Consider the following 26778-nt stretch of genomic DNA (forward strand, 5'->3'; position numbering starts at 1 on the left):
GCAGGGGAGCAGGGGAGACAAGACAAAACAGAAAAGGGATTAACCCCACCTGTTGCACTAGCTTCCCGTAAAGTACGAGAACCACTTATAACTTATAAGAAGTGGATGTACTCAAACCTATGTTCCGCTCTGATTCACGGCAACAGTAAAAGGTCTTTTCCCCCCAGCCCCCCTGCTCCCTGCCCCCTGCTCCCTGCTCCCTGCCCCCTGCCTCTTAGCAGACTTAAGAGCTTATCCCATCCTCCTGAGACCTAAGTTGCGTCTCTGGCTGACTTGAGCCAGCAGGTAGAACTTCATGTCTAGTTCCGGAAGCTCCATTTGGTGAATCTGGAGGATTTGAACCTCCTCGCTTCCGAGGTAATATAGCCTGAGCCAAGCTCTTAACCAAAATATAGAGAATTGGCACTAAGAACAAACTCAAGAATGTCGAAAGCATCAGCCCGCCAAACAGCGCTGTTCCTAAAGACCAACGGCTGCTGGCTCCAGCCCCTTGAGAAATCACTAGAGGCAAAAATCCTAACAGTGCGGCAAAGGATGTCATTAAGATCGGTCGCAAACGTTCTTGTCCCGCTTTCACCGCCGCCCTTGTGTAGCTCATGCCCTGCTCGTGCAGTTGATTGGCAAATTCCACAACTAGAATTGCGTTTTTCGCAGCTAGACCAATCAAAGTTACCAAACCTACCTGGCAATAGATATCATCGACCACTTTTGGGAAGAGGCTACCTACCATGAAAATATTGGAACGCAGCCAAATCGCTGTCATTGCTCCCAAAACTGCCAAAGGAACTGTCAGCAAAATGATAATCGGGTCAACGTAGCTTTCATATTGAGCTGCCAGCACCAGAAAGACAATAACGATCGCTAAGGCAAAAATCAAGCCCGTAGCTCCCCCAGATGTCTTTTCTTGGAGATAAGTGCCTGTCCACTCATAACCAAATCCTTGAGGTAAATTTTCTGCTGCTAGTTGCTCCATTGCTTTAATCGCCTGCCCAGAACTAGCACCGGGAGCCGGAGCGCCCTGTACTTTGATTGACCTGTACAAGTTGTAATGGGCGATGGTTTTCGGCCCCACAAAGGGAGTAATTTTCACCAAACTGCTCAACGGAATCATCGCCCCACCAGCAGAGCGAACATACAGCTTGCCAATATCCTCTGGATTAGAACGGAATACTCCATCTGCTTGGACATATACCCGATACTGTCGCTGTCCCTGCACAAAGTTATTCACATATTGCGACCCCAGATAAGTTTGCAATGCTCCAAAGATGTCGTTAATTTCAACATTGAGAGCTTTGGCTTGGTTGCGGTTTACCTGAATGTCAAATTGGGGAGTATCTGCGGTGAACTGAGTGAAGACTCCTTGGATAACAGGGCTTTTACGTGCTGCCCCAATCAATTTTTGAGCAGCATCAATTAGGTTTTCAATCGGCGCACTGCCAGTTTTGTCTTGAACGATAAACTCAAAACCACCCGTAGTACTTAATCCTCTCACTGGAGGAGCATTGACTGCGATCGCTCTGGCTTCTGTAATTGCAGATAGCTTTGCGTTCAGTCTTTGAAGTATGCCATAAACAGATTGAGATTGTTCAGCTCTCTCTTTCCAGGGTTTCAGGTTAGCAAAGGCAATACCTAAATTAGAAGCATTACCATCGAAACCAAAGCCACTGATCATAAAACTAGCTTTAACTTCGGGAGCCGATGTCACTTCTTTGACTACCTTGTTCATCACAGATTCGGTATATTTCAAAGAAACCCCGTCAGGCCCCTGGACAATGACAAAGAAGTAACCTTGATCTTCCTCTGGAATAAATCCGGTAGGTACTGCTCTGTACATCAAAACTGTTGCTAATAAACCAGTGAGAAAAACGCCAATTACAATCGGCTTGATATGGGTAAGGTAGCTAACAAACCTGACATATCGCCGCGTGAACCAGCTAAATCCTCGATTAAATCGGGTAAAAAACCACCCCAAAGGGCCGCGTGGAGTCTGAGCAGGGCGCATGAGAATGGCTGCCATACTCGGAGAGAAGGTTAAGGCATTGAAGGTGGAAATGCCAATGGAGCAAGCAACGGTTAAGGCAAATTGTTTGTAAACAATCCCAGTAGTGCCTGGAATGAAAGCAACTGGAATAAATACCGCCATGAGTACAAGTGAAGTGGCAATGATTGCCCCAGTTAACTCCTTCATGGCTTCGACAGCCGCCTGAAAGGGTCTCATACCCTGTTCTAGTTTGACTGCAACTGCCTCCACCACAATAATGGCATCATCCACGACGATCCCGATCGCGAGAACAAAACCAAATAAGGTGAGTGTATTAATTTGAAATCCTAAAACCAACAGAGCCGCACACGTCCCAATCAAGGAAACGGGGATCGCCACAGTCGGAATGATCGTGGTACGCCAGTCTTGTAAAAAGACAAAAATTACCAAGACCACTAGGACAATTGCCTCAACCAGAGTGTGTAGAACTTCTTCTAAAGAAATTTCTACAAACGGAGTGGTATCAAATGCCAACTCGGCTTTGAGTCCTGGTGGAAAACTTTTCTCTAATATTTTGATCTGTTCTTCAACAGCATGAGCAACGTTCAGAGCATTACTACCGGGAAGTTGATATATCCCCAAACCCACGGCTGCTTTGGGAGCATTTCCTGGAATAGTGAATTTGGCATCAGCCAGATAGTTCTCTGCTCCTAGTTCGACTCGACCAACATCTCTGACTTTAACTAAAATGCTATTGGTGCTATTAGTAGCGCTATTACTAGTGCTATTACTGGTGCTATTAGTGCCAGCTGGAGTCACCTTCAGCACCATATCTTCAAATTCAGCCGCATCTTTAAATCGACTGGTTGCCCGTAAAGCAAATTCAAAGCTTTGATTATCTGGTGCTGGTTCCTTACCAATCGCCCCTGCACCCACTTGAATATTTTGTTGTTGCAGGGCAGTTGTTACATCTTGAGGGGTTAGTTGATGTTGGGCAAGCTTGTTGGGATCGAGCCAGAGACGCATAGCATATTTGCGTTCTCCAAATACCCTGGCACTTCCCACACCAGGAAGCCGTTTGATCTGATCGAAAATATACAAATCGACATAGTTACTGATGAAAATGTTGTCATACTCATTATTTTCTGAGTAAAACCCATAGACCCAGCAGCAAACTGCTCGATGCTGTTTCAACAGTTACACCTGTTCGTGCGACGGTATCAGGTAATTGAGGTGAAGCCAGTGCTTCTTTATTTTGAACGTTTACTTGAGCAATATCGCTATTGACATTAGTTGGAAACGAGACGGTTATATTGCTAGAACCATCATTACCCGTATTAGAAGATATATAAGATACATCTTTAACACCATTAATTTGTCGCTCAATAATGTTGGTGACAGTATTTTCTGTTGTTTGAGCATCTGCACCAATATTGTTGGAGCTAACGTTGATTTGCACTGGGGCAAGGTCTGGTAGCTGAGAAATGGGAAGAATCGGTATACAGATGCTTCCCAGCAGCAAGATAATGAACGTGCAGACCGTCGTCAGCACTGGTCGCCTGATGAAGGTATTGACAAACATAAATCAAGCAATAATGGAATTGTTTCAGACTGGTTAGGAACGTAGTAGCTTTTTATTAATATAAGGATTTATTAAGGCTTAATGTTAGATATTTTCTTTTTCCTATAGTCAGTATAGGAATGCATACATTTATGCTGATGACTCAATGTATCATTAGAGGCAGAGCGATTAACTAAGGTTTTAGCGTCAGTTTTACCCCACCCTAACCCTCCCCCCTTCGACAAGCTCAGGGCATCGCTTGTAAAGGGGAGGGAACAAGATTTCTTATTTCCCCCCTTAATAAGGGGGGATTAAGGGGGGTAATTCGACTTGTGTGTACACCGTAGCCCTGCTCTCTGCTCCCTGCCCCCTGCCCCCTGCCTTATTTTCAAGACAGGTTTAATCTAGCTCGATCGCAAGAGAGTTAGAATTTAGTCTCATCAACAGAAAAATGCGGTAATGAATCTAAATTTCTAATTATCTTTGCCATTACTCGAAAAATTTAACGATTGCTCGTCATTGACCCAAATTGCTTGTTGAGGTACAGAGATGGAAATTCCCGCTTCGTCTAGGGCAACTTTGAGGCGGCGGCGAAATTCTCGTGCCACATCCCATTGTTTGAGGGGCAGTGTTTTAATCCAGACACGAATAATCAAACCGCGATCGCCAAATTGATCTATTCCCAAAACTTGCGGCGGTTCCAATATTTGACTCTGCCATTGCATTTCTTGATTCATTTTATCAGCAATAGTTGCAATCAAGTTCAAAGCCTCTTCTGTATCCGCTTGGTAGGCGATGGGAATTGTTAAATCGGCTCGCGACCAACGACTAGAAAGATTGGCAACAACTTTAATTTCACCATTGGGAATTGTAATCAAGCGCCCTTCAGAATCCCGCACTTGGGTCATCCGCAGATTCAGATTTTCTACTAAGCCTCCCACGCTTCCCACATTAATCACATCGCCTAAAGCATACTGGTCTTCTAAAATGATCAAAAAACCGTTAATCGCATCTTTAATTAAGTTTTGCGATGCCAAAGACAATGCAACACCAACTAAACTCGCACCTGCTAGTAAGGGAACGATATCTATCCCCAAGGATACCAGCGCGATCAAGAAACCTACTCCTACCCAGATAACAGTAGTGATACTTTTAGTTACACCAGAAAATGTGGAAACACGCAGTTGCAACCGTGCAGAACTTTCTGGGGTGAGGAAAGCACTACTACTAATCAGTGTGGAGGCGAAGCGGTCAATCAGGGCGTAGGTCAAACGAATTGCTACATAGGTTGCCAAGCATACAACACCTAATCGCACAGGAAATTGGGCGGCTGTGAGAATTGCTACTTGAAAACCTCGTGTATAGGGAAATAGACCCAAAATAAAGAAGCTTCCACCTGCCCAAATTCCGGCTTGACTGAGCTGAAATAATCGTCTTTTGGCTTCTTGGAGATGTTGCTGTTGTCGTTGATTTAGTTGTGTTGTAATTGCTTGATCTGCTGGTTTTGAGTAGTTGAAGAGTTCCCTTTGGGGTTGGGAGGCAATGGAGTTTTCTAAATTCTTTTGGGAACGCCGCTGCCAGCTATATACCCCCCAACTCATGACAATCATTGCTAGTCCGATACCACCAGCAATTTTACCCTGGTCGATTAAAGATTGAATTTGCCTTTCTTGCTTGGCTTGTTGCAAGTCTTCTTGTAATGATTCGGCGACTTGATTTGCCGATGTCGATACATCTACCTGTCGCAGTCCCGCATCTTCAGAAGTAACGGTCATCAGATATTGACCGTTGACATAAATTACTGGTAATTCGTTTACTTTGCGAACATCTACCTTAACTGGTGTGTTTGCTGGTGATTGAAAGTAATTTTGACCAATTTTCTCCAACTTCTTTTGAATATCTTCTGAACGCTCAGGAAAGTTGGTTCTTGTTGCCGCTATTTGAAATAACCGACGACCATCTAAATAAATCCAGCCGGAAACAACTCTGTTATCTGAATCATTACTAATACTGCTGGGAGCTTGCAGTTGCGGTAACAAAGGTATCTGGGCTGTGGCTTTTGGCACAGATACAACGCCTATGGCCATTGAACTGGCGATGCCTACGGCGGGCAAAGCCAACGCCAAAAATTTAAAGCGCACTCAAACACCTCCTTGAGTAAAATCTATCAATTACTACTTTAACTATCCTGCTTAATTCCTTTGGGTAGATGTACCTATCTAAAGTTGAAGTTTTCCCTTGAGTTGATGAAAATTTGATGTTTTTTCTTTGCCTTCTATCTTTAGACAGATGACAAAAATCAGTATGTCAGACCTAAAAGAGTCTTACTCTTACCAAAGATAAAACAAAAAGGAAGAAGCTGAAGAGGAAGTTGACATTCCGGCGATCAAACGTCAAGCTAGTTTTGAGGATTCTTGACTAGTAATTTGCTTTCATCCAAGCAAAAATCGCCAGTAGTAGAATAACCTAGTAGAGTGCGTAAAACTTACGTAGCTTTTTTAATTTTTTGAGGTAACTTTTGATGACCGCAACTTCTCCCCGATTAAAGCACGAGGTTAAAGACCTCGGCCTAGCTGCCTTGGGAAGACAGCGCATTGAATGGGCTGGACGCGAAATGCCAGTTTTGAAGCAAATCCGCGATCGCTTTGCGAACGAAAAGCCCTTCGCTGGTTTACGCCTTGTAGCTTGTGCCCACATTACAACCGAAACAGCACATTTGGCGATCGCTTTGAAAGCCGGTGGTGCAGATGCGCTTTTAATTGCTAGCAATCCCCTATCAACCCAAGATGACGTAGCAGCTAGCCTCGTCGTCGATCATGAAATTCCCGTCTTTGCTCAAAAAGGCGAAGATAACGCAACTTATAACCGCCACGTCCAAATAGCTTTAGATCATCGCCCTAACATTATTGTTGATGACGGTAGCGATGTAGTTGCAACTTTGGTACAAGAACGCCAACACCAAATTGCTGATTTGATTGGTAGCACCGAAGAAACCACCACTGGTATTGTCCGGTTACGTGCCATGTTTAGAGAAGGCGTTCTCACCTTCCCCGCAGTTAACGTTAACGACGCGGACACCAAGCACTTCTTTGATAATCGCTATGGTACTGGGCAATCAACCCTAGATGGCATTATCCGCGCCACCAATATTTTGTTGGCTGGGAAGAATGTTGTTGTTGTCGGTTATGGCTGGTGTGGTAAAGGTACAGCCCTCCGCGCCCGCGGGATGGGTGCTAACGTCATCGTCACCGAAATCGACCCCATCAAGGCAATTGAAGCCGTAATGGATGGCTTCCGCGTCCTGCCAATGGCTGAAGCTGCACCTCAAGGTGATATATTTATCACTGTCACAGGTAACAAGCACGTCGTTCGTGGCGAACACTTCGATGTCATGAAAGATGGTGCGATCGTTTGTAACTCCGGTCACTTTGACTTGGAACTTGATTTAAAATACTTGGCTGCACAAGCTAAAGAAATCAAAGAAGTTCGTCCTTTCACCGAAGAGTATAAATTGAAAAATGGTAAATCAGTTGTCGTTCTCGGACAAGGACGCTTGATTAACCTAGCTGCGGCTGAAGGACACCCCAGCGCGGTAATGGATATGAGTTTTGCAAACCAAGCTTTGGCTTGTGAATACCTGGTGAAGAATAAAGGTAAGTTGCAACCTGGTTTGCACTCAATTCCGGTTGAAGTCGATCAAGAAATTGCTCGGTTAAAGTTGCAGGCTATTGGTATCACCATTGATAGCCTCACACCCGATCAAATTGAGTACATCAATTCTTGGACAAGTGGAACTTGATACATTGATTAGTTGATTTTTTGAGGGATAAGCTTTTGGGCTTATCCCTTTTTTTTGGGTTTTGCCCATATTGCAAGCTTAATCCGCAAAGTGCAAAAGCTTACTTAAAAAATTAAATTTCAGGAAAATTTAGAAAATACTGAAATTGTTTTTGATATCAGAATGCGATCGCTATATTATATTTGTCGTTGACGGCGTTTTTTTGCTATTCCACGCCGATATGCGACTTATTTTTAGAACCCCACTTCCATTCCTCTCCCCGTTGGCGTTAGCCTGCCGTTAGGCAAGCGCATAGAGGCTTTGAATCTTACTCCCCTTCCCTCTTAGGGAAGGGGCTGGGGGTTAGGTTTGAGATAAAGTTGCACACCGCGTTATTCCTAAATCTTCTATATCTCTAGCCCAAACTTGTTGATTAACTATTTCTACTAGCGGCACTTTGCTTGGGGACATCCAAGAATTAAATTAACGTAAGTTTGACGAGTGCTATTTTGACCTCTCCCCCAGCCCCTCTCCTACCAGGAGAGGGGAGCAAAAACCCTCCTTACTCGTTACTCTTCCCTCCCCCTTATAAAGCTACGGTATATACACAAGTCTGAAATAGTTTACTCACCTGGTTTTACCCCACCCTAACCCTCCCCGATATATTGGGGAGGGAACTGAATTTTCTAGTTTCCCCCCAATATATCGGGGGGATTAAGGGGGGTAATTTTACTTGTGTATACACGGTAGCCCTTATAAAGGAGGGAAACTTATACCAATTCAATTAATGATTGCAACACATCCTTGGGTAAAGACGCGATAAATCGCGTCTCTACAAATGGTCTATTTGTCGCATTATTTTTTCAAATTGGTATTAAAATCTTGCCCCCTCCCCAACACATACGGGGAGGTTTGGGGAGGGGTGATTCAAGGATTTTTGCAAGAGGTCTATTTTTTTATTTGGAAGTCCCTTGTACTGACTGCAAACGTTGTATCTGAATTTTGCACTTTGTACTTCTAGATTCTATCGGTTGTATTCGCATCAAAATTGCAATATTCTTCATCAAGATTACAATCTTAATCATAAATATTGCAATGTTCCTCATCAACATTGCAACGTTCTTCATAAATATTGCAATGTTCCTCATCAACATTGCAATCTTCCTCATCAACATTGCAACTTTCCTCATTAACATTGCAATCTTCCTCATCAATATTAAAGCAATTACCAAGAAAAACAGGTAAAAACTGGAAATATAGAGGAATTACCCAAATTGGTTGGAATTTTTTTAACAAATATAATTATCACTAATTTTACTGAACCAAAAAACAGCTTTAGTAAGCCAAAGTAGCTTTAGAAACCTCTCTAAGGAATATATTGATGTCTCGTAAAAAACGTACATCCCGTGTTCTCGAAAAAGCTGAGTTGAGATCCGCTGGACTAAAAGCAATTGATTCAAATATGAGTTTTGGTGATGATTGCGATTTGCAAAACTTGAATCAAGCAATTGAACAGCTAAGAACCATGCTTGATGCTTATAACACTGCCTTAACTGTAATTGATTCTTCTAAAACTAAAATTGATGCGATGGAGAAAACCCTAAGTAATCTTACAGATAAGATGGTCAGAGGAGTTGCTTTTAAATATGGCAAAGATAGCAGCGAATATGAAATGGCGGGTGGGGTTCGCGATAGTGAACGGATTCGCAAAAGCAGATTGAGCCGCTTGAAAGCTGCTGGTGGAGAAGCATCAGATAAAAATACTAAAACTACCTAATACAGCCCAGATAAAAGCATGAAACAGCAGGAAAAGCAATGTTCTTACAAGGGATCTACGGAAAGAACAAAGGCACTTGGCTGATTAAAATTATTTTCTCAATTATTGCAATTGTTTATGGTAAAGCATAACATATTGCAATTTTTTATATTTACTAACGGTCTTTGATAAATAATAATTATATACAGCTACTATCATGCATCATCATGCATATTAGATCGGGCATTTTGTAGTTATATTTAATATTTTAGAATACTGAGACTCCTGCTGCATAGTGTTTTCAAGCATTTTGCTTGTCTAAATACTGATTAGAGTTTATAGTGATACGGTGTTTTCCGTTCCTTGTCTCGGCAGATTCATAACATGATTTATTCTGGCAAATTACACAAGTATTTTGCGGGCATTTCTTTGTCTGTAATTTTAGTAGGTGACTTAGTTCTCACACAAAAAACTGCTCCAGTTTTAGCTGAAACCATAAATACATCGGTCGGTGAACCTGTGACATTCAGTTGCAATGATAGTGAAGCGACAATTGCAGCTAAAAATGGCCCCAAAGTAGCTAATGGAACAGCAAGAATTTACATTGGTTATCAGCAATTCTCAAATAACAAAAACCCTATAACTATCCGCTTTAATAATGGGATAAAAGCATGGTGTCGTGATGATTACGAAACCACAGGTGATGATGGTACAGGTTACGGATTGTATTGGAATGGAAGTGATGTTTTATATGGCATTTACTCTTCTACAGGCAGTCAGACAGGTAACAATTTTAGCCGTTTTGCCAGTGGTCGGTGGTTGTCTAGCTATGGTAATGGAGGCGGGCCAAAAGCCGCAGTGATAGCCCGGATTAATCCAGCTAATGGCCAGGTTGATTATGCCACATTTTTATCTTCTAAAAAGCCAGACAATGGACAAACTAATTCTTTACTTGTCAATTCTCTATCATGGAATGGCACAAATTTAACTGTGAAAGCTCAGTCATGGTGGACTCCTCGTGGCACTAATACAAATTCCATGAATTGCTCTGGTTCATCACCTTATCAATACACAGCCGCATTTACAAGCGATTTAAGAACGATGACCTCAGCTTCAGCCAATACTTGTTGGTAAAAGGGAAAAATTTAGCTTTCAAATTAAGGAAACATATTGTTTCCAGTTGTTTAAGAATTGACAACAACCCTGGCGAATCGAATTTACAACCTTAAATCCCCAACTTCTTATGGATTTAAGGTTTTCTTGTTGTTCGCAAATGATTTAAAATTGACTTTGTAGAAACAGCGATTCATCGCGTCTCTTGCCTTAACCGAATTGAAAGTAACGCTTCATTTAGGGACACGAACGAAGTTTTGCGTCGATTCGTGCCCTAGACACAATGGAATACCTATTAGACCTCTTGCAAAAGTGCTTTTTGCAAGAGGGGGAAAAGGGTAAAGGTTAAAGGGGAAAGGGACTTTTGCAGAACCTTTTTCCCCTTTCCCCTTTTCCCGACAAATGCCAAGAAGCCTATTGCTCCAGAATTACCAGAGGTACCGATATGACTGTTATCACTCCTGATAGTCTCATCGTGGAGGAAAGTCCCTCTCACACCGCGCATAAACCAAATCGTATGCTCTGGATCAGCGAAGCAGGAGGACTTACCCAGTTCGGCGCGTTCATCGAAGTCTTGCAGCCTGGCTCTCGTTCGTCGATCAAACATTGGCATAGTGCTGAGGATGAAATGGTCTATGTCCTCGAAGGCGAGATCGTGCTCATCGAAGGAGACGCAAAGACTGTACTACGTCCTGGCGACGCCGCAACTTTTCAAGCAGGAGTGCCGATAGGCCACTTTCTTGAGAATCGTAGCTCCAAGGCAACGCAATGCCTGATAGTCGGCACTCGAGCGGAAGTAGACACAATCACGTATCCTGACCACGATCGGGTTTGTCACCGTGACCCGATCGCTGCCAGACGACATTTGGACTAACGGCGCGGGAGAACCTGCCTCGAGTCCTTACTAGAAATGATTGCTGGATGCTTTTTGTACGCGCAGCGTGCGGCTGTGTAAAAATGCCCGACGATGTTCTCGCTAGGTGCGCTATCAAAGCGTCGCCTAACAAGTTGCTGCACCGGAACGCCACAAGTTGGTCGGTTGAGTTGCCAAGGTTGTCTGCGTCCGGTGACGTTTGGTCGTTAAACACCCAGATTTTGCTGTATCTGCCCCTAATTGTTCCCATTGGGACGCTGAATAATTGTCTCTACCACCCGCCGCTTGGCTTTAGGATCGATACCTACTAAGCGCACATACTCACCGCTATATTCTGCCAGAGTTGCCTCCAAATTTGAGATTGCATCAGTCTCAGCATCAATGTGGCTATGAACACAAGTTTGCCAAGAACCTGTGCGGAAGCGGCGCTCATCTACGTGTTCAATACTAATTTTGTAACCTTGAGATAATAATTGTCTAATTTGAGCTTGTGTGTCTAGGGTCAAATGTGAATTTGATGCTTCCTGTTTCTGAAATCCATTAGTTTTTACTTCTTGGGTTGGGCCATTTGCTGGCTGAGTAATTGGTTTAATTGGTGTTACAACAGTAGGTGGTGCTGATTGAGAATTTCTACCTCGATTGAGACGATTGTAATCATCAACCAAATGGGAATTTTCCACCCGTTTTTGTTCGCCAACCAGGAAGTTACCAGACTCGATTAAGTGAGACAGCCTGAAATCTGGCTTTTGAAATTCTGGCGGCCCTTTAGCGCTGTTAACCACACTCAAGGATATCTGCTCAAAACCTACTTTGTGGATGTAGTTGCGGATTTGTTCGTCATAAATGCGCGATCGCAAAGCGCTAAAAAAGTCAATGGACTGATTGACAAAAGTATCAACTAGCTGTTCAACTTCCTTCTGTGACAGTCCATCCTGTTCAAAAATCCCCTTGACAATTCCCACTTTATCGTCCCTATTTGGTTCCCAGTAGAATTTCTCCATCCGTCCATCCCGAATTAACGGTGCATAGAGGGTAGAAAAATCATTACCTGTGACAATAATCGGCACACGATGTAAAGGTGTGGAATCATAGCTTCCTGGCAACTGCACATCTGTGGGATTATCAGCAATATTCATCAGTGTGGCATTCACCAACTGCGTGTTTACAGTATATTGAGTCCCTTCATCAAAACGTCCTGCACCGGCATCTAAATCGTTAATCATCAGTACGCACATTTTGCCGCGTACTTTGATCAGTTCTGCTGTTTCCCGATAGCGCAACCGAATCAACCGCGCTGGATCTCCCGCATCTGGACTTTCCAATTCGCCACCAGATATGTTAGTAACTTCGATACCCATTTTCTCGAAGACTAATTGACATTGAAATGTTTTGCCTTCTCCTTTGCGTCCATGAATACCCAGTATCACGGGAACTCGCACGCCAGGAAGCTTCAGGAAGTTTTTGGTAATGTGGACAGCAAGTTTGTCCAAAAAGCGGGGAGCGATGTAGTAACCCATGAGTTTATGTGATGAAAAATTAACACTTCTAAGGTTAATGTTAATTTTTTTTGGGGATAGCGATCGCTTTTCTTTCAGACAAGCTTGTGTTTGTTCATCTGTTGGGTTGATTAGACATCTCGCAAAAGTAACAAATGCTAAGATATTGAACTTCTTAGCATTGTAGGGGAAAGGGGAAGGGGTCAAGGGGAAAGGGATAGAATTAATTTCCACTTACCCTTTAACCTTTAACCTTTAACCTTTCCCCGACATCTTGCAAAAGTAAATTTTGAAAGATATCTATTGGAGAAAGGTTAAAGGGTAAGGGAAATTGTATCTACTACGTCTCATTAGGCAAAATTTCTTTTAAAGCAGACAACGCCTCTTCTGTTAATAAATCTGGGTTATTAGGATCGTTAGGCAATATAATACCGCGCTTTGCAAGAGCAGCAAGAATTTCAGGAGTTAGTCGCGAAACAGGAGGCGTTGCGCCACCGTATACACTTTTCAATTCCTCATCATCTATTACTTCTTCAATAAACATAACTGGAGCTAGATTGAAAACGACGTTATCTTTGATTTTGTTTTTAGTCATAAACCACGTCTTAATTACGCCATTTTAACTAATCATTGAATATGTACTTAATGTATCATCTAAAAAAAGGATAAATCAAGGTTTTATCCAAAATATCCTAGTTTTATGACTAATTTTGCTATTTTTTTGATTAATCCAATTAGGCAAGGGCTGAGGACGCGATACCTACGGTAAGCTACGCTAACGCACTTTTTAGCAGTGTGCCAGTTGAAAAATGTTTAGCCCAACGCTGGCGGTGGCTTTTCATATTATGGCAAAAACGATTGTAAAAAACCTTGAAAGTGTAGTCTCAACGTTACAATTGGCCCAATACTTTATTTGCACTTGTTGTGGTTTAACATCATTTTTGATTTAATTTTACTTCTGTAATGCTGAAGGATACTTATAATATAGGAATTAAAATTTAACTATGGAAACACAACCGATAGAAGTAATTGGAGGTGGACTAGCTGGGACAGAAGCAGCTTGGCAAATAGCGCAAGCTGGAGTGCCAGTAATTCTGCATGAAATGCGTCCAAAGCGATTTAGTCCGGCTCATCATACAGAACATTTAGCAGAATTAGTGTGTAGTAATTCCTTTGGGGCAATGGCAAGCGATCGCGCGGCGGGATTATTGCATGAAGAGTTACGCCAACTCGGTTCGATTGTGATCTCAAAAGCTGATGAACACGCCGTACCTGCTGGTGGGGCGCTAGCTGTAGACAGGGGACAATTTGGCCAAGATTTAACTGAAACTTTAGCGAGTCATCCTTTAGTTGAATTCCGTCGGGGTGAAGTGTCTGCAATTCCTGAAGGAATTGTGGTTTTGGCAACCGGGCCTTTAACTAGTCCCGATTTAGCAGAAGATTTGCGCCGCTTTACCGGGATGGAATACCTCAGCTTTTTTGATGCAGCCAGTCCGATTATCGTCGGAGAATCGATTAATCGTGACATTGCTTTTATGGCATCACGTTATGACAAAGGTGAAGCCGCTTATCTTAACTGCCCAATGAATAAAGAGCAGTACTTGCACTTTCGGGAAGAACTCTGTAAAGCTGAACAAACAGAACTCAAGGGTTTTGAACGAGAAACGGCGAAATTTTTTGAAGCCTGTTTGCCCATAGAAGAACTAGCCCAGCGCGGGGAAGATACCATGCGCTACGGCCCCTTAAAGCCAGTGGGATTGTCAGATACTCGCACAGGAGAACGCCCTTATGCTGTGGTGCAGTTACGACAAGAAGATAAAGCCGGTCAACTATGGAACATGGTAGGATTTCAAACAAATCTGCGTTGGGGCGAACAAAAGCGAATCTTTCAATTAATTCCCAGTTTAGAAAAAGCAGAGTTTGTCAGGTTGGGAGTGATGCACCGCAACACTTTTATTAATGCTCCCCAGTTAATGCATCCTACCTTGCAATTTAAAGAGCGTCCGACATTGTTAGCCGCTGGGCAATTGATTGGTACTGAAGGTTACACTGCGGCGGCTGCGGGTGGTTGCTTGGCGGGAATTAATGCCGCGCGGTTAGCCTTGGGTAAAGAAGCTTTGGTTTTACCACCAACAACCATGATCGGTGCATTATTAGAATTTATTAGTTCCGCTTCGCCCAAACATTTCCAACCAATGCCGCCTAACTTTGGGATTTTTCCCGATTTAGGAATGAAAATCAAAAGTAAACCAGAGCGTTATGGACGTTACCGCGATCGCTCTTTAGCTGATTTGGCAAATTGGAAAGCTAATCGTAATTAATGGGCATTGGGCATGGGGCATGGAGCATTGATTATTTCCCTTGTCTCCCCGATCTATTTTTTAATAGTGACTAATCCATGTATACCTAGCGCTGTAATTACACCTCCTAGCAATCCCCAAGTACCATCGGCAAATACGTTGATGCGATGAATGTAGGTGCGATGATAGGCATACTCTAACTGTCTATCATTTACTTTTCCGACCTCTACCAGGTTTTCCACATACTTTTCGGCTTTAATCAGTGCTGCATAATCGAGATTAAACCAATACAACGATACTCCCACCACTGCCAAACCTGGAAAAACCAAGGTAATTAAGAGAATTGCTATACGTGCGTTCATACATCTCACCCGCTAATAAACCTGCTCAATGCTGACATACTTAGAATCCTTGTGTTACAACTTGGCAGGCCAATTTAATAATGCGTTGGAGTGAGTGAATCAGATTTTGGGAATAATCCTCATAGTGTTTGAAAGCATCGTTTTAGTTAGGTTCGCACTATGAGAGGGCGATTTCTAGAAAAAAAGCAGATTTATTGCTGTTTATCTATTGCATTTTGCTGTATTTTGTGGATTTGTTTGGCATTAATTCCAGCCGATGCAACGTCTACAGAGTCTATTGATACTCTGCGACAACAGCAGCAACAAATGAACCAGCAGCGTCAGGGTGTAGTTGGAGAGCGCGATCGCTTAACTAATCTCCAACAAGAGGCCCAAAAACACCTCACTGGTTTAAACCAAAATCTGCAAACTACAGATAGCTATCTTCAAGAGAGCGAATCACGATTACAACTTGCTAGCCAACGCCTCCAGCAGTTAGAAGCTGATTTAGATGTGGCAGAACGTTCATATCAGGAGCGGCAAATCGCAACAGTAGCACGATTGCGTTATCTCCAGCGATCGCCTGCTTTTGCGGGATGGGCAGTTTTGCTCGAAAGTGAAAATATCAGCGACTTTTTCAGCCGTCGTCATCAGTTGAAGTTAGTGTTTCAAGCAGACCAGAAAATTTTGCTAAAACTCAACACCCAAGCAAACTCGATTGATAAACAAAAAACGGAAGTAGAACAGCAAAAAAACGAAATTGGCTTAATTCGCGAGCAACTCTTGGCACAAAAAGCCGATTATCAAACCCAGGCGCAATCACAATCAGAATTGATTCAACGCCTAAATAGCGATCGCCTCGCCTTAGAAGCTGCGCAAAATCAGCTAGAAAGAGAATCCAAAAATCTGGAAGTTTTGATTCAACAAAAGGTAGCAGAAGCCCAAGGAAAAACCAACAGCCGAACAGGTATCATCATTCGAGGAACTGGTATAATGGCATATCCTAGCGATGCTTCTACTAGCAGTCCTTTCGGCTGGCGGATACACCCAATTCTTGGCTATCGTCGCTTTCATGCCGGCTTAGATTTTGCCGCTAGCTATGGCAGTAAAATTCGAGCAGCCGATTCAGGAAGAGTAATTTTTGCTGGCTGGTATGGTGGTTATGGCAGAGCGGTAATTATCGACCACGGCAATGGCATAACTACACTCTACGGGCATACTAGCGAGTTATATGTTTCTGAGGGACAAGCAGTTGAACGCGGACAAGCGATCGCAGCTGTCGGTTCCACAGGTTTCTCAACTGGCCCCCACCTCCACTTTGAAGTTCGTCGCAATGGTACACCCGTAGACCCAGCTAATTATCTTTAAAGCTGCGAATTCGATCGCAGACGTGCTATAATATTGAAGAATGAGGGCGCGTGGCTCAGTGGATAGAGCAACAGATTCCGGTTCTGTGGGTCGGGGGTTCAAATCCCTCCGCGCTCGTTACCTTTACAGACTAACCAGAAAATCGAGAGGTCATTTTCTCTCATGGGATAAACCTAATTTACCATATGAGACAGAATGGGAATGGATAGTCTGGAATAAAAAAATTAGCCAAAAACTTTAAACTGTGTAGGTTGGATTAAGGAACGTAGCTTGCTGCCCATACCACTTCGTGGAAGCAAGCTACGCGTAGCGTCCCGAAGGGAAGGCTAACCCAACATTTCCGGGGCTTTGTTGGGTTGTGCTTTGTTACAATTTTTCTTAACTGATTCAGTCTCTCACCCCTATCTCTACCCCGAACTTTTTAAAAAATCAAACACCGTCGCATTTGTTGGGCGAATTCCTAAAGTAGAAGTAGATGCTAAATCTTTCCTATTAGCAGCAAATGGGTATGATGCAACTAGGATTTTTGTGGAGCGCAATTAATTATGACTGCTTTAACCTTACAATTACCTGCTAATCTGCAATTTACTGATGAGGAATTTGCACAGATTGTCGCTGTGAATAAAGAATTACGACTAGAGTTAACTGCGGAAGGGGAATTAATTATCATGTCACCTACTGGGGGAGAAACGGGAAACCGTAATTTTGAACTGTATCTTGATTTAGGAGTTTGGAACAGACAGAATAAACTCGGAAAAGCTTTTGATTCTTCTACTGGGTTTAAATTGCCAAATGGGGCAACTCGTTCACCTGATGCTTCTTGGATAAGGATAGAAAGATGGGATGCTCTTACCCCAGAACAAAGAAAGAAATTTCTCCCTTTGTGTCCTGATTTTGCAGTGGAATTAGTCTCTGAAACTGATGATGTAGAAGATACTAAAGCCAAAATGACAGAATATTTAGCAAATGGCTTACAACTGGGTTGGTTAATTAATCCTAAAGAGAAACAAGTAATAATTTATCGCCCAAATCTTGTACCGGAAGTTTTACAATCTCCTACAAGTTTATCGGGTGAAGATGTTATCCCTGGTTTTGTTTTAAATTTACAGCAGATTTTTGCATAGATAACTGATTATCTTGATTTTATTTCTACTCAAATTCGCTGAAACCATCGACGCTTCCTTGAAAGCTCAAACCAGATTCGACACCGCCGCAAGTGCTGAGTGTAAGAACTTTAGAAAAGTGAAAATCTTTTTTGATTGGCGATCGCACTTCTTCAGCAAAAAAATCAACTAACTTAAAACCAATATGGTTTTTCAGTACACTAACGCATTTGTCACTATAGCATCGGTTAATTTTGAGAAGTTAGTGAATTTCTATACCAAATTGCTGGAGCAAAAGCCAGTTATTTTGATTCCCAATGTTTATGCTGAGTTTAATTTAGTTAGTATGCGTTTAGGTATTTTTAAACCAAAGAACACAAACGAATCGGAATTTGAAGCGAGCGCCAAAAGTAAGATAAGTTTGTGTTTAGAGGTGAGTAACTTAGAAGATGCGATCGCTCACCTAACTGCTTTGGGCTATCCTCCACCAGGAGACATTTCCATTGCTTCCCACGGCAGAGAAATATATGCCTATGACCCTGATGGCAATCGTCTGATTTTACATCAAGCTGCTAAAAGGAGTCATTAGTCATTTGTCATTGGTCATTTGCAAAGGACATAGACGCGCCAGCGGCTTCCCGCAGGGTAGGGACAAATGACAAAGAACAAATAACAAAGGACAAATAACAAATGGCTATAACTCAAAACTATAAATTAAACCTGATTCAATGGTATCCAGGTCACATTGCGAAAGCTGAAAAGAAGCTCAAAGAACAGCTAAAGCGTGTAGATGTGGTGTTTGAGGTACGAGATGCTCGGATTCCCTTAGCAACTCACCATCCCCAAATAGGTGAGTGGGTAGAAGGTAAAAAACGGGTATTGATACTTAACCGAGTAGATATGATTACACCACAAATGCGATCGCTGTGGATCGATTGGTTTAAACGTCAAGGAGAAGTCCCTTATTTTACCAACGCTCAACATGGTAAAGGTATAGCAGAAGTAGCGCGGGCAGCGCAAGCTGCTGGGGTAGAACTCAATCAAAGAAGAAGCGATCGCGGGATGTTACCCCGTCCAGTGCGGGCTGTGGTGATTGGTTTTCCCAATGTCGGTAAATCAGCTTTAATTAACCGCTTATTGGGAAAGCGAGTTGTGGAAAGTGCAGCTCGTCCTGGGGTAACTCGTCAACTACGCTGGGTGCGAATTTCCGAACAATTAGAATTGCTAGATGCTCCTGGTGTCATCCCTTTAAGATTAGAAGACCAAGACGCAGCCTTGAAATTAGCTATTTGTGATGATATCGGTGAAGCATCTTACGATAACCAGCTAGTAGCAGCAGCCTTAGTGGATTTACTCAACTATTTAGAAGCTGTAGCAGGAGATTTATTACCAAAAAAACCATTACAATCTCGTTACCAACTCGATTCCACATCAGACACCGGAGATACCTATTTACACGCCTTGGCAGAGCATCGTTACAAAGGTGATGTAGAGCGAACAGCAAGGCAACTTTTAACAGATTTTCGTAAGGGATTGTTGGGTGAAATGAGTTTAGAATTACCACCAAATTAAATCTAAATTCAAATAGTAAAAATTAGGAAAACTATTTGATTTTTAACAGGACTTACGCAAGTGTCACAAGCAATGGCGCGGCTATGTTGTGCTGCGCACCAAACAACTAGGCGATAATGATAACGTCTTGCCTTTTAATTGCAAAGATAAATAATTTGATAAATTGTTTGACCAGTTTTATAAGCTAAATCTTTGAGCTTAAACCAAACTAAAATAGCGCAGTCAATATGATTTATGGGAGTAGCACATAGTTACTGAAAAATGCGATCGCGCGCGTTAGATATTTCCACTTACCAACTAAATTAGGAATTTCCAAAAAATAAGAGCTGATTCGTAAAGAAAATCTGAAGGATACTCAACTCGTTACTAGGTCTGAGTTTCAGCGAATAAGTATTTTTTTGACTCAAATTCCTGAAATCCTTGCAAGACAAGTACTTTACTTGAGTTTACAAATTAGCTCTAAATTATCCAAATAAACGTAGACGCATACTCTTACAAAGAAGCAAGCTATGCAAAGCGTCTGTCTGCGACACGCCGTTCGCGTTCGTAGAAAAGCGGCTACTCTACGAGAACGCCAAAGGCGAAGCCGCAGGCTACCACTCCAAGCGCAGAGAACACAAAAAGAGAAGAAATAGAAAGAAGTTTGGCGTCAGTTTTGAGATATTTTTATTTGGAAGTTTCTTAATACTTTTTTAATGTTGCCTCATGCCTTTCTTTGTCAGGTCAAAAACTCTTTAACGGAGTTTTGATACTACTTTGGGAAATCATCAAAATGCGTTCCCCACACCTACATAAAGGTGTTTGCATTCCTACTCTTGGCTCCAGTGCCCTATACCAATGTAACTTTTCTAATGGTTGTTACCCAATTTATGGTAGCGGGAATTATAACACTAGTATAAAGAGATTTTCGTAAAAATTTATGAGCGCAAAAGTTGATGGAACTTTAAGGACTGCTGGCTGCCAAATCATTGAGCAACTTTATTCAGGTTCTCGTACTCAAGTGTATCGGGCAATTCGAGAATGCGATCGCCTACCAGTTGTCATCAAACTCTTAAAACGAAAATACCCAACTTTTAGCGAATTAGTCCAGTTTCGCAACCAATATGCGATCGCTAAAAACCTAGATATTCCTGGCATTATTAAACCCTACAGCCTAGAAGCCCATCATAATGGCTATGCCCTAGTCATGGAAGACTTTGGTGGTGTTTCGCTGCGGCAATATACTCAAGGAAAAACACTGACATTAGAGCAATTCTTACCCATTGCTTTGCAACTACTAGACACTTTACACCAGTTACATCAACAGCGCGTCATTCACAAAGACATCAAGCCAGCCAACATCTTGATTCACCCTGACACGAACCAAATCAAGCTGATTGACTTTAGTATTGCCTCGCTCTTACCACGAGAAACCCAGGAACTTCAGAGCCTCAATGGACTAGAGGGAACGCTAGCCTATCTGTCGCCAGAGCAAACCGGACGGATGAACAGAGGCATTGACTACCGCAGTGACTTCTATTCTTTAGGCGTGACTTTCTTTGAATTACTGAGTGGAAAATTGCCCTTTGAGTCCTATGAACCGATGGAGTTGGTGCATTACCACATTGCGAAACTTCCACCCTCCCTGTGCGATTTCAACCCCAAATTGCCCTTGATGCTGGGCGAAATTGTCCGCAAACTGATGGCGAAGAACGCTGAAGACCGCTATCAAAGCGCGCTAGGACTTAAACATGACGTTGTTACCTGCTTAGAACAGTGGCGAGAAACAGGCAAACACACCTGGTTTGATTTAGGACAGCGAGATATTAGCGATCGCTTTCTCATACCCGAAAAACTCTACGGGCGGGAATCGGAGGTAAAGACCTTATTAGAAGCATTTGGTGATGTGGCCAATGGTGGCTCTCAACTGATGCTAGTGGCAGGTTTTTCTGGTATTGGCAAAACCGCAGTCGTCAATGAAGTGCATAAACCGATTGTGCGCTGGAACGGCTACTTCATCAAGGGCAAATACGACCAGTTCAACCGCAACATTCCTCTGTCTGCTTTTGTACAAGCCTTTCGCGATTTGATGGGACAGTTGCTTAAAGAAAGCGATACTCAACTGGAGCAATGGCAGAGCAAGATTTTAGCGGCAGTTGGAGAGAACGGGCAAATCCTGATCGAGGTGATTCCTGAACTGGAGCAGCTGATCGGCAAACAGCCGGAGATCGCTGAACTATCAGGCGGTGCGGCACAACACCGTTTCAATCTGCTGTTCCAAAAGTTCATTCAGGTGTTCGCGACCAGAGAGCATCCGTTGGTAATATTTCTGGATGACTTGCAGTGGGCAGATTCGGCATCGCTGAATTTGCTGAAGTTGTTGATGGCTCAAAGCGATTGCAGCCATCTATTCATTATTGGCGCATACCGCAATAACGAGGTGTTTGCGGCTCATCCACTGATGTTGACGCTAGATGAAATTGAAAAAACTTCTTCTAGCATCAAAACCTTGAACCTAGCTCCCTTGAGTCAAGCAGATGTGAACCATTTGATCGCCGACTCGCTTAGTTGTGCAACAAAACAGGCACTGCCATTGACAGAGTTGGTTTATCAAAAAGCCAAAGGCAATCCCTTTTTCACAACTCAGTTTTTGAAAGCGCTACATGAGGATGGGCTGATTAGCTTTAATTGGGAGGCAGGTTTTTGGCAGTGTGATGTAGCACAAGTGCGATCGCTTGCTCTAACTGATGATGTGGTGGAATTTATGGCACAACAACTTCAAAAATTGCCCAACATCACTCAAGATGTTCTGAAACTGGCAGCCTGTATCGGCAATCAGTTCGATTTGGCGACGTTAGCGATCGTTTATGAAAAGTCGCAAGCAGAAACCGCTTCAGACTTGTGGAAAGCATTGCAAGAAGGATTTATCATTCCTACCAATGAAATTTACAAATTTTATCAGAATTCCTCATTGGCGATCGGTCATTTGCAAATGACAAGTGACAAAGGACAAATGACGGTTTACAAATTCTTGCACGATCGCGTCCAGCAAGCTGCTTATTTCCTGATTCCAGACGAACAAAAACAGATCGCTCACCTCACAATTGGGCAACTATTACTGACTCATACACCTGTTAGCAAACAAGACGAAAAATTATTTGAAATCGTTAACCAACTTAATATCGGCAAATCCCTAATTGTCGAGCTATCTAAGCAAATAGAACTCGCCCACCTCAATCTGAAAGCTGGACAAAAAGCCAGAGCCACAACTGCCTATACAGCCGCATCTGAGTATTGCACTACAGGCATCGCTTTGTTAGCTGAAGATATGTGGCAAACGCAGTATGAGTTAACCTTAGCCCTCTATGAAGCTGCCACTGAAGCCGCTTACCTGAGCGGCAACTTTGAACAGATGACACAATTGGCCGCAGTCATAATAGAACACTCTAGAAATCTGTTGGATACGGTCAAGGTCTATGAAGTTCAAATTCAAGCTGCTCAAGCCCAACATCAATTTATAGAGGCAGTGGAGATTGCTCTGAAGATTGTAGAGCGTCTAGGAACGAGTTTTCCCAAACAACCCAGTCAATCAGATATTGCTAAAGCATTCGAGACGACTAAATCGATTTTGGCTGGAAGGCAACCGCTGGATTTAATCAATTTGCCCCAAATGTCAGACCCTAACAAGTTAGCAGTTGTACGGATTCTCGCCGCTGTTACTTCTGCTGCTTTTGTTGTCACTCCAGCGCTGTTACCGTTTATTGTCGTCGAACAGGTGAATTTATCCGTTCAATATGGCAATAGCTCATTTTCGGCAATTGGCTATGGCTACTATGGAATGATACTTTGTGGGATGACGGGAGAGATTGACTTTGGGTATGAGTTTGCACAATTAGCACACTTGTTGCTGGAACATTTCAATGCCAAAGAACTGAAATCCAGAGTCTATGTCGGAATTTACTGTTGCGTGTGGCATTGGAAAGAGCCGCTCAAGAACTCCTTACCGTTTCTCCGGGAAGGCTATGAAGTTGGATTAGAAACGGGAGATTTAGAATCGGCTGCTATTTGCGGATTCATTTACATCTCATATTGTTGGTTTATAGGCAGAGAATTAAGCGATCTCAACCGAGAGAGCGCTGCCTTCCGAGATCAGCTTGGGCAGCTCAACCAAGAAGGTCTTACCAGCCATCTGACCGTTTTTCAGCAACCAATTTTGAATATGCTTGGCGATTCTGCTGAACCTTGGCAGCTGACTGGAAATGCCTTTAATCGAGAGGAAATTGTGCCAGCTCTCGAGCGTTCGGGCGATCAAACTGCGCTGTATTATTTCTATGCCAACCAACTTGGTCTGTGTTACATGTTTGGCAAGTTTGAGTTGGCGGTGTCAGCGGCGATCGCCGCCGAAAACTATACGGGTGGTGCTACAGGCTTATTCATAGTTCCGCTCTGCTACACCTATGATTCTCTAGCCCATCTGGCAATCTATTCTCAGGTTTGTGAGGCACAACAGCAAAACATTCTGCAACGGGTGGCTAAAAATCAGGAAAAAATGCAAAAGTGGGCTGACCCATGCTCCAGAAAATTACCTGCACAAATTTTATTTAGTTGAAGCCGACCGATACCGAGTCTTAGGGCAGAAATCAGAGGCAATAGATTTGTACGATCGCGCCATAACTCTAGCTAAAGAACACGGCTATACCCAAGAAGAAGCACTAGCCAATGAACTGGCAGCTAAATTCTACCTCAATTGGCACAAAGAGCGCATTGCTCAGTCATATATGACCCAAGCCTACTATGGCTATGCTCGTTGGGGCGCTAAAGCCAAAGTCGCTGACTTGGAACGACGCTATCCCCAACTCCTCGCCCCCATCTTAGAGCAAACCCGTTCTCCCCTCTCAACTAACGAAACTATCTTCACCTTGGAGAGTCTCACCTCCACCAGTTCCGCCACTTCCAATAGTAGCAGCGTCTCTGTTGCTTTAGATTTAGCTACCATTCTCAAAGCTTCCCAAACTCTTTCTCGGGAAATCGAACTCGAAAAACTGCTTTCAGCTTTGCTGCATATCGTCATTGAAAATGCTGGAGCCGATAAATGTGTATTCATGCTTTTGCAATCAGAGCGGTTGCTAGTTCAGGCTTTAGCACAACTTTCCTTGAGCAGTCTACAGAACCAAGCTGCCAAAGTGGATTTTTACCCGATGTTATTCAACCCACAGCCTGTTGAAGACTCAGTTGATGTACCAGTTGGCTTAATTAATAACGTCAAACGCAATTTACAACCAGCAGTAATTACTGATGCTACGGTGCATCCGCAATTAATCAATGACCCGTATATTCAACAACAGCAACCCAAGAGTATCTTGTGTAGCCCAATTTTGAATCAGGGTAAGTTGTTGGGCATATTGTACCTGGAAAATAATTTGGCAACCGGAGCCTTTACAAGCGATCGCGTCGAACTGCTGAACTTACTTTGTGCCCAAGCCGCAATTTCTCTGGAAAATGCCCGAATTTACCAAAACTCTCAGAACTATGCGCAACAGTTGGCACAATCTCTAGCAAAATTGCAGGCTAGTGAAATCCGCTTCCAAAATTTGGCAAATAATATTCCTGGCATGGTGTACCAATTTCGTCTGGAGGTGGATGGTTCAACTTCAACACCCTACGTTAGTTCTGGCTGTCTCGACTTATATGAGTTAGAGCCAGAGTTGGTAATGGCAGGGACGCATAGCCTTTACGCTATGAATCATCCTGACGATCGCCCGGCTCTTGCCCAAGCGCTCGCCTACTCAGCTGAAAATCTTACACCATTTGAGGAAGAATGGCGGATTATCTTGCCTTCAGGAACCGTAAAATGGATTCAATCTGCTTCTCGGCCAGAGCGACAAGCCGATGGGGCAATCATTTGGGATGGGGTAGTAATTGATATTAGCAATGGCAAAGAGGCTGAACTATCTCTAGCCAAAGAACGAGAGTTTTTGAATGCCATCATTCACAATATTACCGATGGAATTGTTGTTTGCGATGCAAGTGGCAAATTGACTCTATTTAACAAAGCAACTCGTGAATTTCATGGTGTACCAGTAGAATCATTACCAGCAGAACAATGGGCAGAACACTTCGATCTCTATCAACCTGATGGTCAAACACCTCTATCAACCACGGAAATTCCTTTATTTCGCGCCTTGCAAGGAGAAATCGTCGAAAATGCGGAAATGGTAATTGCGCCGAAGCATGGTTCTAGCAGAATTTTGTTAGCTAGCGGACAAGCAATCTTCGATGCTTCAGGTAACAAACTCGGTGCAGTAGTTGTGATGCGAGATATTAGCGAAAGGGCGCGGCTTGAAGCCGAACGCAAACTTGCTGAACTTGCCTTGCAGCAAAAATCATTTGACTTAGAACAAGCGCTAACCGATTTGCAAAACACCCAATTACAAATGGTGCAAAGTGAGAAAATGTCTGCACTAGGGAATTTAGTTGCTGGTGTCGCTCACGAAATGAATAATCCTCTCGGTTTTATTGCTGCCAGTCTCAAACAAGCTAAACCTACCCTTACTGATGTAATTGAACACTTAAAACTTTATCAATCAAGCTTACTCAATGCAAGTGATGAAATCAAAGACCATGCCGAAGAAATCGACTTGGATTATAGCTTAGAAGACTTGCCTAAGATGATTGATGCCATGTCGATGGCGTGCGATCGCCTGAAAAATATCAGCACCAGTTTACGAACTTTCTCGCGTGCCGATAAAGATTATAAAGTACCATTTAATATTCACCAAGGCATCGATAGCACGATTTTAATTTTGAAACATCGTCTCAAGGCTAACGAGCAACGTCCAGCAATTGAAGTGATAACTGAATACGCCACTTTACCTCAAATTGAGTGTTTCCCTGGACAACTAAATCAAGTATTTATGAATCTATTAGCAAATGCTATTGATGCCTTGGAGGAATCGAATATTGGTCGAAGCTTTGACGAAATTAAAGCAAATCCAAACAGCATTACAATTACCACTACAGTAGAAAATAATTTAGTTAAAATTACAATTGCTGATAATGGTAAGGGTATAGAGGAAGAAGTAAAACAAAAAATGTTTGACCATTTATTTACGACAAAAGCTGTCGGTAAAGGCACAGGATTAGGACTTGCGATCGCTCGACAAATCGTCGAAGAAACCCACAACGGAAAATTGCATTTTAACTCAGTTCTGGGTCAGGGAACAGAATTTATCATTGAAATTCCAGTATAATTTTTAGTCAAATTATTCTAGAAAAACATGGCAAAGCGATCCAAGTGAATTCTAAACTTGGCGAAGGAACTGAATTTGTGATTCAGCTACCATTGTTGGCATAAACGAAAAAGGACTGACAAGATTGCGACCCCAATACTTCTCAGGTTTTGGGGAAAAGGGGAAGGTGGGGCCCCAAGAAGGGGATAAGGGGCGAGGGAAAAGGGAAAGAAAAAACCTTTAACCCAAACCCAGTACCCTTTTCCCCAAACCCGATTCCGAGTTAAAAATGCTTTACCCGAAAAGTATTGGATTGCGACCCCAGGA

16 protein-coding genes, 1 tRNA gene and 1 pseudogene are annotated in these 26778 nt (G+C 42.9%); 12 read left to right on the forward strand and 6 right to left on the reverse strand.

The window, feature by feature from the left end:
- Nucleotides 1-223 precede the first annotated feature (223 nt).
- Together NSTCB13_RS29055 and NSTCB13_RS29060 are read right to left on the reverse strand one after the other, a co-directional pair.
- Nucleotides 224-3563: pseudogene (locus tag NSTCB13_RS29055) on the reverse strand (efflux RND transporter permease subunit).
- 452 nt (nt 3564-4015) lie between these two features.
- Nucleotides 4016-5629, reverse strand: a complete 1614-nt coding sequence (locus NSTCB13_RS29060; protein ID WP_448275030.1) for a mechanosensitive ion channel family protein — start codon at nt 5627-5629, stop codon at nt 4016-4018.
- A gap of 434 nt (nt 5630-6063) precedes the next feature.
- On the opposite strand from NSTCB13_RS29060, the gene ahcY reads away from it, so the two are divergent.
- On the forward strand, nt 6064-7341 hold the full coding sequence (gene ahcY / locus NSTCB13_RS29065; RefSeq protein ID WP_445626933.1) for an adenosylhomocysteinase: 1278 nt from the start codon (nt 6064-6066) through the stop codon (nt 7339-7341).
- Nucleotides 7342-8397: 1056 nt separating this feature from the next.
- Here ahcY and NSTCB13_RS29070 read toward each other — a convergent pair.
- A complete protein-coding gene (locus tag NSTCB13_RS29070; RefSeq protein ID WP_448274656.1) occupies nt 8398-8616 on the reverse strand; it encodes a hypothetical protein in 219 nt (72 codons plus the stop codon).
- A gap of 85 nt (nt 8617-8701) precedes the next feature.
- Between NSTCB13_RS29070 and NSTCB13_RS29075 the strand changes: the two genes are divergently transcribed.
- The 3 genes from NSTCB13_RS29075 to NSTCB13_RS29085 all read left to right on the forward strand — a co-directional run bounded on the left by NSTCB13_RS29075 (nt 8702) and on the right by NSTCB13_RS29085 (nt 11063).
- Complete coding sequence (locus tag NSTCB13_RS29075; RefSeq protein WP_448274657.1) at nt 8702-9097, forward strand: hypothetical protein; 396 nt, start codon at nt 8702-8704, stop codon at nt 9095-9097.
- A 363-nt stretch (nt 9098-9460) separates the two neighbouring features.
- Nucleotides 9461-10210 (forward strand): hypothetical protein, encoded by a 750-nt coding sequence (locus tag NSTCB13_RS29080; RefSeq protein WP_448266177.1) that lies wholly within the window; start codon nt 9461-9463, stop codon nt 10208-10210.
- Between the two features lie 424 nt (nt 10211-10634).
- Complete coding sequence (locus NSTCB13_RS29085) at nt 10635-11063, forward strand: cupin domain-containing protein (RefSeq protein ID WP_448274658.1); 429 nt, start codon at nt 10635-10637, stop codon at nt 11061-11063.
- A gap of 236 nt (nt 11064-11299) precedes the next feature.
- Here the strand turns inward: NSTCB13_RS29085 and NSTCB13_RS29090 are convergent, their stop codons facing one another.
- Together NSTCB13_RS29090 and NSTCB13_RS29095 are read right to left on the reverse strand one after the other, a co-directional pair.
- A complete protein-coding gene (locus NSTCB13_RS29090; RefSeq protein ID WP_445632148.1) occupies nt 11300-12580 on the reverse strand; it encodes a ribulose bisphosphate carboxylase small subunit in 1281 nt (426 codons plus the stop codon).
- Nucleotides 12581-12899: 319 nt separating this feature from the next.
- Nucleotides 12900-13154, reverse strand: a complete 255-nt coding sequence (locus NSTCB13_RS29095; RefSeq protein WP_448274659.1) for a hypothetical protein — start codon at nt 13152-13154, stop codon at nt 12900-12902.
- A gap of 409 nt (nt 13155-13563) precedes the next feature.
- On the opposite strand from NSTCB13_RS29095, the gene trmFO reads away from it, so the two are divergent.
- A complete protein-coding gene (gene trmFO, locus NSTCB13_RS29100) occupies nt 13564-14880 on the forward strand; it encodes an FADH(2)-oxidizing methylenetetrahydrofolate--tRNA-(uracil(54)-C(5))-methyltransferase TrmFO (protein WP_448274660.1) in 1317 nt (438 codons plus the stop codon).
- A 53-nt stretch (nt 14881-14933) separates the two neighbouring features.
- Here trmFO and NSTCB13_RS29105 read toward each other — a convergent pair whose 3' ends face one another.
- Nucleotides 14934-15221 (reverse strand): hypothetical protein, encoded by a 288-nt coding sequence (locus NSTCB13_RS29105; RefSeq protein ID WP_322694718.1) that lies wholly within the window; start codon nt 15219-15221, stop codon nt 14934-14936.
- A gap of 159 nt (nt 15222-15380) precedes the next feature.
- Here NSTCB13_RS29105 and NSTCB13_RS29110 point away from each other — a divergent pair, with 159 nt between their 5' ends.
- The 7 genes from NSTCB13_RS29110 (at nt 15381) to NSTCB13_RS29140 (ending at nt 26472) form a co-directional block, all read left to right on the forward strand.
- The gene (locus NSTCB13_RS29110) at nt 15381-16568 is read left to right on the forward strand and encodes a murein hydrolase activator EnvC family protein (protein WP_448266182.1); all 1188 of its coding nucleotides are present in this window, start codon (nt 15381-15383) and stop codon (nt 16566-16568) included.
- 44 nt (nt 16569-16612) lie between these two features.
- Nucleotides 16613-16685: transfer RNA gene (locus tag NSTCB13_RS29115), tRNA-Arg, on the forward strand.
- 428 nt (nt 16686-17113) lie between these two features.
- Entirely contained in the window at nt 17114-17692 is a 579-nt protein-coding gene (locus tag NSTCB13_RS29120) for a Uma2 family endonuclease (protein ID WP_445626925.1), read from the forward strand.
- 184 nt (nt 17693-17876) lie between these two features.
- The gene (locus NSTCB13_RS29125) at nt 17877-18260 is read left to right on the forward strand and encodes a VOC family protein (RefSeq protein WP_445626924.1); all 384 of its coding nucleotides are present in this window, start codon (nt 17877-17879) and stop codon (nt 18258-18260) included.
- Between the two features lie 101 nt (nt 18261-18361).
- Nucleotides 18362-19243, forward strand: a complete 882-nt coding sequence (gene ylqF / locus NSTCB13_RS29130) for a ribosome biogenesis GTPase YlqF (RefSeq protein WP_445626923.1) — start codon at nt 18362-18364, stop codon at nt 19241-19243.
- Between the two features lie 919 nt (nt 19244-20162).
- Nucleotides 20163-23831: an ATP-binding protein gene (locus NSTCB13_RS29135; protein WP_448274661.1), complete on the forward strand. Its 3669-nt coding sequence runs from the start codon at nt 20163-20165 to the stop codon at nt 23829-23831.
- 169 nt (nt 23832-24000) lie between these two features.
- Nucleotides 24001-26472, forward strand: coding sequence for an ATP-binding protein (locus NSTCB13_RS29140; protein WP_448275032.1), 2472 nt, complete (start codon nt 24001-24003; stop codon nt 26470-26472).
- Nucleotides 26473-26778: the final 306 nt, after the last annotated feature.

This window comes from Nostoc sp. DSM 114160, assembly GCF_053470305.1.

Bases quoted from the DNA above. Each gene is read 5' to 3' on its own strand.
- NSTCB13_RS29060 (WP_448275030.1), bottom strand. From the start codon at position 5,629: ATGGCCATAGGCGTTGTATCTGTGCCAAAAGCCACAGCCCAGATACCT.
- ahcY (WP_445626933.1), top strand. From the start codon at position 6,064: ATGACCGCAACTTCTCCCCGATTAAAGCACGAGGTTAAAGACCTCGGC.
- NSTCB13_RS29075 (WP_448274657.1), top strand. From the start codon at position 8,702: ATGTCTCGTAAAAAACGTACATCCCGTGTTCTCGAAAAAGCTGAGTTG.
- NSTCB13_RS29080 (WP_448266177.1), top strand. From the start codon at position 9,461: ATGATTTATTCTGGCAAATTACACAAGTATTTTGCGGGCATTTCTTTG.
- NSTCB13_RS29085 (WP_448274658.1), top strand. From the start codon at position 10,635: ATGACTGTTATCACTCCTGATAGTCTCATCGTGGAGGAAAGTCCCTCT.
- NSTCB13_RS29090 (WP_445632148.1), bottom strand. From the start codon at position 12,580: ATGGGTTACTACATCGCTCCCCGCTTTTTGGACAAACTTGCTGTCCAC.
- NSTCB13_RS29095 (WP_448274659.1), bottom strand. From the start codon at position 13,154: ATGACTAAAAACAAAATCAAAGATAACGTCGTTTTCAATCTAGCTCCA.
- trmFO (WP_448274660.1), top strand. From the start codon at position 13,564: ATGGAAACACAACCGATAGAAGTAATTGGAGGTGGACTAGCTGGGACA.
- NSTCB13_RS29105 (WP_322694718.1), bottom strand. From the start codon at position 15,221: ATGAACGCACGTATAGCAATTCTCTTAATTACCTTGGTTTTTCCAGGT.
- NSTCB13_RS29110 (WP_448266182.1), top strand. From the start codon at position 15,381: ATGAGAGGGCGATTTCTAGAAAAAAAGCAGATTTATTGCTGTTTATCT.
- NSTCB13_RS29120 (WP_445626925.1), top strand. From the start codon at position 17,114: ATGACTGCTTTAACCTTACAATTACCTGCTAATCTGCAATTTACTGAT.
- NSTCB13_RS29125 (WP_445626924.1), top strand. From the start codon at position 17,877: ATGGTTTTTCAGTACACTAACGCATTTGTCACTATAGCATCGGTTAAT.
- ylqF (WP_445626923.1), top strand. From the start codon at position 18,362: ATGGCTATAACTCAAAACTATAAATTAAACCTGATTCAATGGTATCCA.
- NSTCB13_RS29135 (WP_448274661.1), top strand. From the start codon at position 20,163: ATGAGCGCAAAAGTTGATGGAACTTTAAGGACTGCTGGCTGCCAAATC.
- NSTCB13_RS29140 (WP_448275032.1), top strand. From the start codon at position 24,001: ATGACCCAAGCCTACTATGGCTATGCTCGTTGGGGCGCTAAAGCCAAA.